Here is a 13,939-nt window from a genome sequence, read left to right on the forward strand (position 1 = left end):
CTTGGCGTTGAGCGATGGCGCCGCGGCCGGTTCGCGGGTGCAACTGGCCGCGCCTTATGTGCGCCTGGCGGGTGTCGGTCTTCGGATCGGTTGGATCACCGACGATCAGTCGTTTGGCCCGGGCGGCGAATTCGGCGACGAACTGCGGGTAGACGCTTTCCTGGATGAAGATCCGGCTGCCGGCGGTGCAGCGTTCGCCGTTCAGCGAGAAGATGGTGAACAGCGCGGCGTCCAGGGCACGCTCCAGGTCTGCGTCCTCGAAGATCAGTACCGGCGACTTGCCGCCCAGTTCCATGGAGTACTTTTTCAGCCCCGCGGTCTGCATGATCTTCTTGCCGGTGGCGGTGCCGCCGGTGAAGGAAATGGCCCGCACGTCCGGGTGGCGCACCAGGGCATCGCCGGCGGTGGCGCCGTAGCCCTGGACGATGTTCAGCACGCCGGCCGGGATGCCCGCCTCGAGGGCCAGGCGCCCCAGTTCGTTGGCAGTCAGCGGCGACAGCTCGCTCATCTTCAGCACCGCGGTGTTGCCCAGGGCCAGGCAGGGCGCGGTCTTCCAGGTGGCGGTCATGAACGGCACGTTCCACGGCGACACCAGGGCGCACACGCCCACCGGCTGGTACAGGGTGTAGTTGAGCATCTGGTCGTCCACCGGATAGCTGTGGCCATCCATGCGGGTGCAGACCTCGGCGAAGAAGTCGAAATTGTGCGAGGCGCGGGGGATCAGCACGTTCCGGGTCTGGTGGATCGGCAGGCCGGTGTCGAGGGTTTCCAGTTCCGCCAGTTGCGGCACGTTCTGGTCGATCAGTTCGCCCAGCTTGCGCATCAGCCGCGCCCGCTCCTTGGCTGGGGTGTTGGCCCATTTCGGAAAGGCTTCCTTGGCCGCCGCCACGGCCTGGGCGATTTCCCTGGCGCCGCCGCTGGCCACTTCACCGATGGCATCGCCGGTGGCCGGGTTGTAGTTGGTGAAGACGTCTTGGCTTTCGACCTCGCGGCCATCGATCCAGTGTTTGATCATTTATGCGTGCTCCTTGGCCGCTCGTTGCGTGTCGTGTTGCGCCTTGATCCTGAAGAACTCCGCCTCGCTGACGATGCGGTTGACCAGCCGGCCGACGCCTTCGACTTCCACCACCACTTCATCGCCAGGGACCACGTCGGACAGGCCTTCCGGGGTGCCGGTGGCGATCATGTCGCCGGGTTGCAGGGTCATGAAGCTGGAGAGGTATTCGATCAGGTAGGGGATGTCGAAGATCATGTCCGCGGTGCTGCCTTCCTGGCGCAGCTCGCCGTTGACCCAGGTGCGCAGCTTGAGTTTGTTCGGCTCGGGCACGTCGGCGGCATCGACTATCCACGGGCCAATGGGAGTGGTCGCATCGCGGTTTTTCACCCGCAGGTTGGGGCGGTAGTAGTTTTCCAGGTAGTCGCGGATCGCGTAGTCGTTGCACAGGGTGTAGCCGGCCAGGTAGTCCAGGGCGTCCGCGCGCTTGACGTTGCGCGCGGTCTTGCCGATCACCGCCACCAGTTCGCACTCGTAGTGCATGTAGGCGACGTTGTCCGGGCGCCAGGTGATCTGCCGGTGGCCGGTATAGGCACCGGGGGACTTGATGAAGACCAACGGCTCGGTCGGCGGCTTGAAGGCCAGTTCGGCGGCGTGGTCGGCGTAGTTCAGGCCCAGGGCGAACATGCTGCCGGTGGCCGGGGGCAGCCACTCGACTTGATCCTCGGCGAGCACACGGCCATCGGCCAGTTGCACGCTGTTGGGCGCGTTGACTACGACTTCGTGGACCTGGCCTTGATAACGGATGCGGGCGTGTTTCATTGGCGGCTCCTTATTCGGCGACAACCTGGTTGACGAGACGGCCCAGGCCGCTGATTTCCACTTCGACGAGGTCGCCCGGCCGGACGTCGACCCGGCCTTCGGGGGTACCGGTGATCAGCACATCGCCGGCGTGCAGGGTCATGAACTCGCTGAGTTCGGCGATCAGTTGCGGGATGCCGCGCACGAAGTTGGCGGTGCTGTTGTGCTGCCGCAATTCGCCGTTGACCCACAGCTTGAGTTCCAGCCCATGGGGGTCGGCAACCTGGGCCGCCGGCACCAGTTCCGGGCCGAGGGCGCAGAAGCCGTCGCGGCACTTGGCCTTGACCGCGGGGCGGTAGTAGCTGTCTTCGGGCAGGCTGAATTCGTTGACGATGGTGTAGCCGGCGACGTGCTGCAGGGCGTTTTCCGCGCTGACGCGGCTGGCGTTCTTGCCGATCACCACGCCCAGCGCCGGGCCCGGCTGCAGGCGCGAGACGCCTTGCGGATAGACCACGGCGCCGCCGTGGACGTTGCGGGTATTGGGGGTCTTGATGAACAGCACCGGCTTGACCGGCGGCTGCTGGTACGGCGGTTGGACGAAGGATTCCAGGTGGCTGCGCAACAGGCCCTGATAGTTCAGCGCGACGCCGAACAGGGTGCCGGTGGCGACTTCATGCAGTGCACGGCTCATTGTGGTTGTTCTCCTGAGCATCGCGGAAGACGAGGTGAATTCGTTAATGTGTTAACGTTATATTTAATATGTTAACGATCGTCAAGCGCCGTTCGCGAGTCGGCCGCGGCCTGTCGTTCCCCGGGTGGTGGACAGGTTGCGAATCCCGCAGGATGTGGGCGTTTGCCGCAGGCAAAAACAAAAGGCGCCACGGGCGAAGCCAGAAAGCGCCGCGCGCGACAATAAGAAGAGACAGGCCACCATGAGCGATCGCCAGCCGATTCCCAACATCAACATCGGTCAGGTCTACGACCAGCGTTACGCCGACTCCCAGGTGCATTACGACAAGCTGAGCAACCTCGCCGGGTTCTTCGGCCGTAACATGCCGGCCCATCGTCACGACCGGTTTTTTCAGGTGCACTACGTCAAGAGCGGCGCGGTGCGGGTCTACCTCGACGACCGGCAATACCTGGAATCGGGGCCGATGTTTTTCCTCACGCCGCCGACCATCGCCCATGCCTTCGTCACCGAGGCCGACAGCGAAGGCCATGTGCTCACGGTGCGTCAGCAACTGGTCTGGGAACTGCTCGAAGCCGACAGCCGCCTCGCCAGCGGCCCGCAGATCGCCCCGGCCTGCGTGGCGCTGGCGCGCCTGGAGCCCGGGTTCGCCGCCGAGGCACGGCGCCTGGAGCTGCTGTTCGATGAGTTGCAGCAGGAGGTCGAGGGGCAGGGCGCCGGGCACGAGCCGGCGCTGGAAGCCCTGACCCGGCTGATCCTGATCAGCCTGCTCAGACTCTCGGCCAACTCCCTCGAGGCCCACCCGGCGCGTCATGAGGACCTGCAGATCTTCCAGCGCTTCAACGAGCTGATCGAAGCCCAGTACCTGGAGCATTGGCCGCTGGTGCGGTATGCCAGCCAGATCGGCGTCACCGAGGCGCGCCTGAATGACGTCTGCCGGCGTATCGCCGACCTGCCGTCGAAGCGCCTGGTGTATGAGCGCCTGATGCAGGAGTCCAAGCGTCTGCTGCTGTTTACCGCCAGCTCAGTGAACGAAATCTGCTACCAGCTGGGGTTCAAGGACCCGGCGTATTTCAGCCGCTTCTTCCAGCGCTACGCGAAGATGACGCCGGGGGAGTACCGGGCGCGCCAGGGCGCGGCAAATCGCCCGGGCTGATGGCAAAAAGGCCGTGAGGGCAGGCGCGGGGCGTGGGACAATCGGTGCTTTTGCCCGACAAGGAAAGTCCCATGTTGCAGCGCTCCCTGATCGCTCTTTTGCTGGCGCTCAGCGCCGGCCAGGCGCTGGCCCAGAACGCCGCGGAAAAGGTGCCCTTGCAGCGCCAGACCCAGGACTGGATCACCGGTTGCGACAACCTGCGCAGCTGCCACACCCTGAGCGCGCCCAGTGGCCAGCACGGGGTGGAGTACAGCGACCTGACCCTGCATATCCAGCGGCGCGCCGGCCCCGATGGCCCCCTGGACATTCGCCTGGACCAGCGCGGCGACCCCGCCGAGCTGTCGGCGCTGCGGCTCGACGGCCAAGCGCTGGAGCCTGCGCTGCTGGAGGCCCTGGTGCTGTTGCCGGAGAAGAAGGGCGCGCAGAAGGAGGTGACCCGTTATGAAATCGCCGACCCGACCCGGGCCCGGCAGTGGCTGGAACGCCTGCGCAATGCCGACGAACTGAAACTGGCGGGGCACGACGAGGCCCGGGTATCGCTGCGCGGGTTATCCGCCGCGCTGTTGCTGATGGACTCGGTCCAGGGCCGGGTCGGCGGCGTGACCGCGCTGTGGCGTCCTGGCCCGCTTCCGGCCAGCGCAGTGCCGGCGCGGCCATTGCCCGGGCAGTTGCGGGCTTATCCGGGGGCGCCCGAGCTGACGGAGGCCGAGCGCAGCCGTATCGCGGCGGCCGCCCAGAAGTTCGCCGTACCGGGGACGCCCAATGACGACGAGGACTATGTGCCCGAGCCCCAGGTCGAGGTCTATCCGCTGACCGCGCAACGGGCGCTGACCGTGGTACTCAGCGATTGCGCAGCCTACAACTGCGACTACCTGATCAACAGCTGGTCGCGCAGCGATCCGCCGCAGCGGGAGGAATTGCACCGGCAAGCCTTGCCCATGGACAACGCGGACGGCTCGGGTGGCGCCCACTACGATCCACGGACCGGGGTGCTGACGACTTTCTATCTGGCGCGGGGCATTGGCGACTGTGGCGAAACCGGACGCTGGCTGTTTGACGGCGAAGCCTTCCAGCTCAGCGATTACCGCCAGATGCCGACCTGCAACGGCCTGTCTTCCGAAGACTGGCCGCGGCTGTGGAATATCGCCCCGCCGGCCACCCACTGAGGCGCCAGTCAGCCCAGGTCCGGATGGCGGCGCTCGAAGCGTTGCTCCAGCACGGTCTTGCCCCATTGCGCCGCGGGTTGTTCTTGCACCAGGCGGAAGCCGAACGCTTCGTACAGATGCCGGGCGGCGTCCAGGCCGCTGAAGGTCCACAGGTAGCAGGACGTCGCGCCCACCCGGTCGCAATGCTCCAGCGCCGTTTCTAGCAGCCGGCGTCCGGTGCCGCTGCCGCGGGCCGAGTCGTCGAGGATGAACCAGCGCAGGTGGGCAACCTTGTCCGCGCCGGAGGCGTGGGCCGCGGGCGCGCCCAGGTCGATGGCGATCGAACCGACGATCTGTTCGTCCAGCATGGCCAGCCAGATGCCGTTGTCGGGGTGATCCAGGCGCTCGCTGAACTCCGCGAGGCCGGTGGCCACCTGTTTTTCGAAGAACTGCCCGAAGCCGACAAGACGCGCGTAGTAGTGCGCATGCAGCTCGGTGATGCGCCCGATCATGCCCGGCCGATAGCCCCGATGCACGGTGGGTGCCGCGGTCGCGATCTGCGGCTGCCCCAGGCGGCAGGCCTCCAGGGCCTGGCCATAGCTGCGCAGGCCATCGACCACCAGGCTTTGCTGGCGCGGCGCGAGCAGGCGCAGGGCCTGTTCCACCTGGGCAGTGCCGAAGGCATGTATGGCGGCGACCTGTTTGCGTCCGCTGTCGGTCAGGCCCAGGTGTTTTTCCCGGGCATCCGTGGGGCTGGGGCTTTCCTGGATGTCGCCGCGTTCGACGAGCTTGCCCAGCAGGCGGCTTACCGAGGATTTTTCCAGATTCAGGGTCTTGCCCAGCTGGGCGGCGGTGAGCGGGGCGTGCAGATCGAGTTCGATCAGCGCATGCACCGCCGAGGGCGGCAGGTCGGAGCCGGCGAGGGTGTTGCCCATGAAGCCCAGTTCGCGCACCAGTTTGCGCGATTCGTTGCGGATCTGATTCACCAGCGCGTGTTCGGAAGACATGGCGAGCCTCGCATATAGTTGTATGGTGCAACTATATGCCCAGACAATGCCAAAATCCAGATTGTCGCCCGGCCCATGGACCAACGCCGATCAATGGGTAGGAGCGAAGCTTGCTCGCGATGGACTTGAGAGCGCCGCGTTTATCCAGGTAGTACGCGCCATCGTTAACGACCATCGCGAGCAAGCTTCGCTCCTACAAGGGACATTCTTCAGCCGATGGCCAGGGTGGGTGCCTGTTCCTCCAGACGGGCAGGGGCGTGCAGCGTCGGCGCCGGTTTACCCAGCAGCAGGTCCGCGGCTTTCTCGCCGATCATGATCGCCGCGGCATTGGTGTTGCCCGTGGTCAGGGTCGGCATGATCGACGCGTCGGCCACCCGCAGCCCCTGCACGCCATGGACCCGCAACTGGTCGTCGACCACCGCCTGATCGTCATGGCCCATCTTGCAGGTGCCGACCGGGTGGAACACGGTGCCGAGGCTGTCGCGAATCCACTGTTCGATCTGCGCCTGGCTCTCGACGTGGGCGCCGGGTACCAACTCGCCCTCGAGGCGCCGGGCGAAGGCCGGGCTCGCCGCCAGCCGGCGCACCAGGCGCACGCCTTCCACCAGCTTGCGCAGGTCCTCCGGGTGGCTGAGGAAGTGGCTGTCGATGATCGGCTTGTCATGGGGGGCGGCGGAATTGAGCCGCACCTGACCACGGCTTTGCGGGTGCATCACGGCGATATGCAGGCTGACGCCATGGCCCAGCGGCACCAGGCGCTGGGGCTGGTTCTTCAAGGCGGGCGCGACGATCAGGCCCAGTTCCGGCGCCGCGTCCTCGGGCTGCAGGCGCAGGAAGGCGCCGGACTCCACGGTGTTGGAGGTCAGCGGGCCGCTGCGCCGGGTCAGGTACTGCCAGGGCGAGCGGGCCAGGGGCAGCAGGCCCTTGGGGGAAATCCCGTAGGTCAGCTGGCTGTCGCTGCGGTACATCAGCACCACGTCCTGGTGGTCCTGCAGGTTGTGGCCGACCCCCGGCAGTTCGTGGCGCTGGGCGATGCCGTGGCGCTGCAGTTCCGCGGCCGGGCCGATGCCGGACAGTAGCAACAGTTGCGGCGAGTTGATGGCCCCGGCGCTGAGTATCACTTCGCGCCGGGCCTGGAGCCGGAACACCTGACCGTCCTGGCTGACCTCGACGCCGCAGGCGCGGTCGCCCTCCAGTAGCACGCGGTGGGTCAGGGTCGAACTCAGGACGCAGAGGTTGGGGCGCGTCAGCGCCGGGTACAGGAAGGCCCGCGCGGCGCTGCAGCGTTCGCCGTTGACCTGGGTGACATGGAAGGGGCCATAGCCTTCCTGTTCCTCGCCGTTGAAGTCCGGGTTGTAACGCCAGCCCAGCTCCTGGGCGGCCTGGTAGAACACCTCATTGACCGGGCTCGGGCTGCGCTGCTCGGCGACGTTGAGCTCGCCGCCCTGGCCATGCCAGGGCGAGGCGCCGGGCTCGAAATGCTCGGAACGCTGGAAGTACGGCAGCAGCTCGGCGTAGCTCCAGCCCCGGTTGCCGGCCGCGGCCCAGCGGTCGTAATCGCTGCGGTGGCCACGGATATAGATCATCCCGTTGATCGCGCTGGAGCCGCCCCAGACCCGGCCCCGGGGGCAGGGGATCGGATGGTCGCCGCTGGCGGCCTGGGCGCTGAAACTATGCATCCAGTTCCATTTCGGGTTGGCGATCAGGCGAATGATGCCCGCCGGGGTGCGTACATAGGCGCCGGGGAACAGGCGCTGGTCGCTGGGGCCGGCCTCGATCAGGCAGACGCTGAGCGCCGGATCGGCGGACAGACGATTGGCTAGCACGCAACCGGCCGAGCCGGCCCCGACCACTATGTAGTCGAACGAGCGCGGGGTGGATTCAGTCATGGGAGATACCTCGTTGGCAGTTGAAAGCAGGTTCACAGCCCGAGTGCCGCGCCGACGTCGTACATGACTTGCAGGCCGACGACGAAGCCGTTGCCGCTCAGCTCGCGGGCCTCGGGGTTGTAGAAGTTGTCCGGGTTGATCAGGTACTGGATGCTGGGTTCGAGCGCCAGATGGCGGCCCAGGGCGAAGTGGCCGTTGGCCTCGATGGCGTAGACGTTGCGCTCGCCGAGGCGGGCGTCGCCGCCGTTGGCGATCCGTGCCTGTTGCTGGAAGCGTAGTTGGTGGTCGTTCAGGCGCAGGTAGCTGGCCTTGAGGTTGAGCTTGTCCCGGGGCCGGTCGAAGGGAGCAAGGTAGGTCAGGCCAGCCTCGGCGAAATGGCTGAAGGGCTGCTTATCATCGGCCGCCACCGACAGCGAGCCGAACGCCAGCAGCGCCTGGGGCGCGGTGCCCCGGCCGCCGTCGGCGCGCCAGAAGCCTTGCTGGAACTTGAAGAAGGCGCCGCCGGTGCCGTGCTCGCTGGCGCCGGTCAGCGGGTCGTACTGGTTGGAGGTGTTGTAGTAGCCGTTGAGTTCGTAGTGGGAACGGTAGGCGCCGTCGTCCTGGCTGCCGATGCCCAGCAGCAGGCTGGTGCCGCTGGCGTCGTCGGTGCTGAAGTCCAGGCCCTTGCGTTTTTTCAGGTAGTCCACCGGATTCGATTCGAACGCGCCGCCATGCAGGTAGAAGCCGGGCGTCGGCTGGTACTTCAGGTAGCCGCCCCAGCTGCCGTAGGGCGGTGGCAGGACGCCGGTGGACCTGTCGACGATCGGGTCGTTGCAGGTGACCACGGTTTCGCAGTTGTAGATATAGAAGTAGCGCCGGGCGTTGGTGCGCCCCAGGCTCATGTCCAGCCGGCCGTCGAGCCAGGTCTGCTGGTAGGTCAGCAGGCTCAGCTGGTTGCTGGTGATGTCGTTGTGGATCGGCGCGCCGGCGAAGTAGCTGCCGGCGGCGCCTTGCCAGGCACGGGAGGTCGGTTGGCCGGTGCCGTTGTCGAGGATGAACAGGGTTTCTTCGAAGTGGAAGGCCGCGCCTTCGAGGCCGGCGAGGGTCTTGAGGTCGATATCGGCGCCGACGAACAGGTCGCCGCTGTTGCCGAAGCTGTGTTCGCGGGGCCCGGTGTCGAGGTTCTTCATCGACAGGCTCCAGAACTGCACATGGGGCTGGATGCCGTAGCCGGCCAGTTGCTCGCCGAGCCCGGCCAGCGGGCCTTCGCGATGGCTTGTCGGGGTGTCGGCCTGGCACAGCGGGGCGCACAGGGTCGCGGCCAGCAGCGGGCACAGCAGGGAAATGCTTTTCATGGTCGATACTCGTTTCTTGTTGTTCTTGTGGTGAGCGTTCGGGTGTTGCTGTAGCCGTTGCCGTAGGCGGCTACAGGTTTACGCCTTGGCCAGCGACGGGGTGGGGTTGACCAGCACCTTGATCTGGCGCTTGTCCCGCAACAGCGCCTCGAAGCCATGTTCCACGGCCTGTTCCAGGGTCACGCAGCGGGTGACCAGGCGGGTCAGGTCCAGGCGGCCGCTGGCCAGCAGTTCGATCAGCGGCGGGTAGGCGTTGCGGTAGCCGACGCTGCCCAGCAGGCGCAGTTCGTGGTTGACCAGGTGGAAGGCATCGAACCGCGCGTCGCCCATCAAGCCCACCAGCACCGCCTCGCCCCCCTTGCGCAGGGCGTGCAGGGCGAGGTCCAGGGTCTGCTGGCTGCCGGCGGCCTCGAAGGCAGTGTCGACTCCGCCGCCGCTCAGCGCCTGCAAGCGTTGCAGCAGATCCTCGGCACGGCCGTCGAGCACCTCCAGGGCGCCGCAGTCGCGGGCCAGTTGCCGGCGTTCGGGGCAGATGTCCACGGCCAGAATCCGTTCCACCCCGCGCAGGCGCGCCAGCAGGATCAGCAGCAGACCGATGGGACCGAGGCCGAACACCACGCAGCAGTCGCCGGCCGTCAGGCTGCTCTGGTTCAGCGCGTGGAACGCCACCGCCGCCGGTTCCAGCACCGCGGCCTGCTTGAAGCTCACCGCGTCCGGCAGCGGGTGCAGCATATAGGCCGGGACCCGCACCTGTTCGGCGAAACCGCCGTCGCCCATCAGGCCGATGAAGCCCATGGACTGGCAGAGGTTGTACTGGCCGGCGTGGCAATACTGGCAATCGCCGCAGCGGTATTCGGGCTCCACCGCGACCCGGCTGCCGACCCGGACCCCCTCGACCCCCGCACCCACGGCCAGCACCTGGCCGCAGAACTCGTGGCCGAGGGTCAGGGGCGCGCGGCACCCGGACAGCGGGTGGGGCTCATGGTGCGGGATCGAGTGCGGGCCGTCGGCGTATTCGTGCAGGTCGCTGCCGCAGATACCGCAGTAGGCCACCTGGACCAGCACCTCGCCGGGTCCGGGCTCGGGCTGTTGCAGTTCGCTCAGGCGCAGGTCTCGGGCGGCATGCCAACGCAATGCTTTCATGGCTGGTTTCCTTGCAGGGCAGAGGACGGGGAGGGTTCGACGCGGCGCCCGCGAGCAAGCACCGCCGGTGCGGTTTCCTTGAGGAACAGGGCCAGCAACGCGGCCAGCAGGGCGCCGCCGCAGGAGATCCACATGACGATCGACAGGCCGAAGCGGTCGGCGGCGAACCCGGCGATGGTCGGCGAGACGAAGCCGCCCACCAGTTCGCCGATGCCCATGATCAGGCCCAGGGCCGTGGCCATGACTTCCCGGGGCACGGTCTCCGCCGGGATGGTCGCCATGAACAGGGTGAAGCAGCCCAGGCCGGTGTAGGTCAGCAGCATCAGCGCCCCCATCAGCAGCGGGCTGTCGGCGTAGAGCAGGGCCAGTGGGCAGCAGGCGGCGATCAACGAGAACAGCACCAGGGTCGGGCGGCGGCCGAACCGGTCGGAGATCGCTGCCACGCCGAAGCCCCACAGCACCCAGGCGCCCCCCAGGCAACTCATCACCGTGCCCATGCTCGCCGGGCTGTAGCCACGGACCTTGACCAGGAAGGTCGGGGTGAAGGAGATCAGGATCACGAACCAGGTGAGGAACACGCAACTGATCAGGGTGCAGAGCACGATGTTGCGGCTTTTCAGCAGGGCCAGGCGCCGGACCGGGGCCTTGGCGCTGTCGTGGCTGGCCGGCAGCGGCGGCGCATCGCGACGCACGTAGCGCCAGATCAGCAGGGCGATCAGCAGCCCGGGGAGCAGCGACACGATAAAGGCATGGCGCCAGCCGTAGGCTTCGGCCAGGGCGATCAGCACCGGCGGGCCGACCACCGCGCCCAGCAGCCCGGCCGCCGAGCCTTGCAACAGGCCCATGTTCAGGCCCCGGCGATGGGGCGAGGAGGCCTCCACCATCAGCGATTGCGAGAGCGGCAGGATCGGCCCCTCGGCCAGGCCCATGATGCCGCGGAACAGCAGCAGGCTGAGAAAACCGCTGACCAGCCCCGAGAGCGCCGAGCACAGGGAGAACAGGATCACCGCGACGATCAGCAGCGGCTTGCGTTTGCCGTGGCGGTCCGACCAGGCCCCGACCAGCGCGCCGGACACCGCCCAGGCCAGGGCCAGGACCGACGACAGCATGCCCAGGTGGCTGTTGCTCAGTTGCAGCTCGTCGGCCATGAACGGGAACAGGAAGGACAGGGCCAGGCGATCGAAGAAGACGAAGCCGAACGTCAGGAACAGCACGCCCAGCAGGATGTTCTCGTAAGCGGCTTTATTGTTGTTGTAAGCCATGGGGGTTCTCCGCGGGAGGGGCAGGTGAAAGTCGGGCGCTCAGCGAAACAGCGTGTCGATATAGGCCGCGCCGAGGCCGATCTTTGCGTAGTGGGCGCGGCACATCGCGATGTAGGAGTGCACGTCGAAATAGCCGTCCGGCTCGCCCTGTTCGTCGAGCCAGATCAGCGGGCCCTTGACGATGAAGAACGCGCGCATCGGTTGCTCGTGTTCGTAGGCCACCAGGGTGTGGCCTTCGCCCGGGGTCTCGTAGACGAAGTCGCCGGCGGTGGCGGTCCAGTCGTGCTCCAGGTAGCCCCACTTGCCGGACAGGGTGTAGGCGAACACTTCGTGGGGGTGGTAATGCCGGTTCACCAGCCCGGCGCTGCTGGCCATCAGGATGTCGCACCAGCGGTTTTCGCAGGGGGAGATCCACAGCGGCCGCGAGGACACGGTTTCGGTGAAGGGCACGTAGAGCTTCAGGTCGTCGCTGGCGGCATCGGGCAGGTAGACCTCCGGCTTGGCGTCCGGCTGGAAGCAGTTGGCGATCGGTTGCAGGTCTTTCCAGAATTCACGGTGGGCGGCTTCGGGCATGGTCGGCCTCTCTTCGTTGGGGGAGTCGAGGCGACTGTAGGCGTGCGGCGCGGGCGAGGTTTTATCGAATCGGACGGGATTGTTGACTGGAGCGGACAGGACCTTTCCTACAGGACTCAGGGACGATATTTACCCCGCCAATCGTCTTGTGCCCACAGCGTTTCACGTTGACAGCTTCTAAGGTTCATATGTTAATGAATGGCCGCGGCCCTTGTGTTCCGTGGCTTCACGCTATCCGGTCGCGGCCTTGCCGACCGGCAACGCTCCCTAGCCATGAGAAGAATAAAAATGTCTCCATGCGCCTTGCTCGAAACCCGGCATGCCTGCACCCAGGATGTGGCCCAGGACCTGCGACTGGCTTTCTGGGAGGACTACAACGCCTCCACCCTGGTGGGCCTAAAATGCAGTTCTTTCTGCGAAAGCGGGTTCGCCGCCCGCCAGGACAACCTGCAGCTGCAGGGCATGCGCCTGGCGCAGATCGAGGGCAACGAGCATGTGGTCGAGCGCGACAGCTCGATGATTCGTACGGTGCCCAAGGAGTCGGTGTTCGTGTCCTTCGTCACCGGCAGCGGTTCGTTCTTCTACCAGGATGGCGCCTGCCAGTTGCTCGAGCCGGGCGAGCTGATCGTCTACCGCACCGACAAACCCTACCTGTTCGGGTTCTCCGGGCCGATGCGCCAGTTCATTTTCGACATGCCCCAGGCGCTGTTCGCCGAGCGCTGCCTCAAGCGTTTCGACCGCCCGTTGAAGGTTGGCGCCCACAGCGGCGTGCAGCGCCTGCTGTTGCGTACCCTGGGCGAGCGCACCCGCGGTTTCTTCCAGCAGCCGCTGAGCCAGGATGCCGACGATTATCAGAACCAGGCCCTGGAACTGCTGGGCAGCCTGATCGCCGGGCAGACGGGGGAGCGGCGGATCAATGCCCTGAGCGCGTCTTACCTGCTGGCGGCCAAGCAGTGCATCGGCGAGCAGTTGGCCGACCCGGGCCTGAGCTGCGAGCGGGTGGCGGCGCAAACCGGTATTTCACCCCGGCACCTGACCCGCCTGTTTGCCCTGGAAGGCACCCAGCCCAGCCGTTTCATCCTGGAAAAACGCCTGCAGCAGGCCCACGACCTGCTGAGCAGCCCACGGGGATTGGGCCTGGATATCGGCGAAATCGCCTACCGCCACGGCTTCACCAGCCAGGCCCACTTCGCCCGGGCGTTCAAGGCGCATTACGGCCGGACGCCCAGCGAAGTGCGCAGGATTGTGTAGCCGCTGCCGCGGGCTTGGCAGCAGTACTCCTGTAGGAGCGAAGCTTGCTCGCGATAGCCGCGCAGCGGCGATGTACCTGCCACTGCGCGTTATCGTTGTAAATCCATCCCGGGCAATCGAGCGTCGACCGGCTGCTCCTACAGAAAAGCAGAAGAACAGCAGATCAGGCTGCCTGTATGGCCCGTTGCAGGCGATGGAAACCACGGCTGAAATACACCAGCGAATCGCCGTGTTCGCGCACGCAGATTTCATCCAGCTCCACCAGCATCACCGAGTGGGTGCCGACTTCCTGCACCTCGGTGATGCGCCCCTGCAGGCTGGCCAGGGCGCCGTCGAGCACCGGCAGGGCGCCCTGGCCGTGGCGCCAGGGGTGCAGGCTGAAGCGTTGCTCCATGTCCACCCCGGTCATGCCGGCGAAGTGCCGGGCGACCTCTTCGTGTTCGCCGCAGAGCACGTTGACGCAGAGCTGGCCGTTGCGCTTGAACACCGGGTTCAGGGCGCTGTTGCGGTTGACGCAGACCATCAGGCTGGGCGGGCTGTCGGTGACCGAGCAGACCGCGGTGGCGGTGATGCCGCAACGCCCGGCCGGGCCGTTGCTGGTGATGACGTTGACCGCCGCGGTCATGTGCGCCATGGCATCGCGGAAGGCTTGTTGCTTGGGATCGAGCTGAGTCATGACAAATTCCTCGGGGGGAT

Annotated in this window: 13 protein-coding genes; 3 read left to right on the forward strand and 10 right to left on the reverse strand. The window is 66.5% G+C overall.

The window, feature by feature from the left end; translation table 11 throughout:
• From ACQKQA_RS02600 to ACQKQA_RS02610, 3 genes are all read right to left on the reverse strand, one after another.
• The coding region (locus ACQKQA_RS02600; RefSeq protein ID WP_427553185.1) for an aldehyde dehydrogenase family protein at window positions 1-1,015 on the reverse strand (1,015 nt) is incomplete at its 3' end.
• A complete protein-coding gene (locus tag ACQKQA_RS02605; RefSeq protein WP_427553187.1) occupies window positions 1,016-1,816 on the reverse strand; it encodes a fumarylacetoacetate hydrolase family protein in 801 nt (266 codons plus the stop codon). It abuts the gene before it with no gap.
• A 10-nt stretch (window positions 1,817-1,826) separates the two neighbouring features.
• Entirely contained in the window at window positions 1,827-2,486 is a 660-nt protein-coding gene (locus tag ACQKQA_RS02610; RefSeq protein WP_427553189.1) for a fumarylacetoacetate hydrolase family protein, read from the reverse strand.
• A gap of 241 nt (window positions 2,487-2,727) precedes the next feature.
• Here ACQKQA_RS02610 and hpaA point away from each other — a divergent pair, with 241 nt between their 5' ends.
• Together hpaA and ACQKQA_RS02620 are read left to right on the forward strand one after the other, a co-directional pair.
• Window positions 2,728-3,639, forward strand: a complete 912-nt coding sequence (gene hpaA / locus ACQKQA_RS02615) for a 4-hydroxyphenylacetate catabolism regulatory protein HpaA (RefSeq protein WP_427553191.1) — start codon at window positions 2,728-2,730, stop codon at window positions 3,637-3,639.
• Window positions 3,640-3,710: 71 nt separating this feature from the next.
• Window positions 3,711-4,805, forward strand: a complete 1,095-nt coding sequence (locus ACQKQA_RS02620; protein WP_427553193.1) for a DUF1176 domain-containing protein — start codon at window positions 3,711-3,713, stop codon at window positions 4,803-4,805.
• An 8-nt stretch (window positions 4,806-4,813) separates the two neighbouring features.
• Here ACQKQA_RS02620 and ACQKQA_RS02625 read toward each other — a convergent pair whose 3' ends face one another.
• From ACQKQA_RS02625 to ACQKQA_RS02650, 6 genes are all read right to left on the reverse strand, one after another.
• A complete protein-coding gene (locus ACQKQA_RS02625) occupies window positions 4,814-5,791 on the reverse strand; it encodes a bifunctional helix-turn-helix transcriptional regulator/GNAT family N-acetyltransferase (protein ID WP_427553195.1) in 978 nt (325 codons plus the stop codon).
• Between the two features lie 209 nt (window positions 5,792-6,000).
• A complete protein-coding gene (locus ACQKQA_RS02630; protein ID WP_427553197.1) occupies window positions 6,001-7,680 on the reverse strand; it encodes a GMC family oxidoreductase in 1,680 nt (559 codons plus the stop codon).
• A gap of 32 nt (window positions 7,681-7,712) precedes the next feature.
• Window positions 7,713-9,014, reverse strand: a complete 1,302-nt coding sequence (locus ACQKQA_RS02635) for a carbohydrate porin (protein ID WP_427553199.1) — start codon at window positions 9,012-9,014, stop codon at window positions 7,713-7,715.
• A 78-nt stretch (window positions 9,015-9,092) separates the two neighbouring features.
• Window positions 9,093-10,157 (reverse strand): 2,3-butanediol dehydrogenase, encoded by a 1,065-nt coding sequence (locus ACQKQA_RS02640; RefSeq protein ID WP_427553201.1) that lies wholly within the window; start codon window positions 10,155-10,157, stop codon window positions 9,093-9,095.
• Window positions 10,154-11,419, reverse strand: coding sequence for an MFS transporter (locus tag ACQKQA_RS02645; RefSeq protein ID WP_427553203.1), 1,266 nt, complete (start codon window positions 11,417-11,419; stop codon window positions 10,154-10,156). The genes ACQKQA_RS02640 and ACQKQA_RS02645 overlap by 4 nt, the downstream gene beginning before the upstream one ends.
• 39 nt (window positions 11,420-11,458) lie before the next feature.
• A complete protein-coding gene (locus ACQKQA_RS02650; protein WP_427553205.1) occupies window positions 11,459-11,992 on the reverse strand; it encodes a 2,4'-dihydroxyacetophenone dioxygenase family protein in 534 nt (177 codons plus the stop codon).
• A gap of 288 nt (window positions 11,993-12,280) precedes the next feature.
• Between ACQKQA_RS02650 and ACQKQA_RS02655 the strand changes: the two genes are divergently transcribed.
• Window positions 12,281-13,243, forward strand: a complete 963-nt coding sequence (locus ACQKQA_RS02655) for a helix-turn-helix domain-containing protein (RefSeq protein ID WP_427553208.1) — start codon at window positions 12,281-12,283, stop codon at window positions 13,241-13,243.
• A 163-nt stretch (window positions 13,244-13,406) separates the two neighbouring features.
• Here ACQKQA_RS02655 and hpaC read toward each other — a convergent pair whose 3' ends face one another.
• Window positions 13,407-13,919 (reverse strand): 4-hydroxyphenylacetate 3-monooxygenase, reductase component, encoded by a 513-nt coding sequence (gene hpaC, locus ACQKQA_RS02660; protein WP_427553210.1) that lies wholly within the window; start codon window positions 13,917-13,919, stop codon window positions 13,407-13,409.
• Between the last annotated feature and the right edge of the window lie 20 nt (window positions 13,920-13,939).

Origin of the sequence: Pseudomonas sp. NPDC089530, from assembly GCF_050280705.1 — a bacterium.
Classification (GTDB): domain Bacteria; phylum Pseudomonadota; class Gammaproteobacteria; order Pseudomonadales; family Pseudomonadaceae; genus Aquipseudomonas.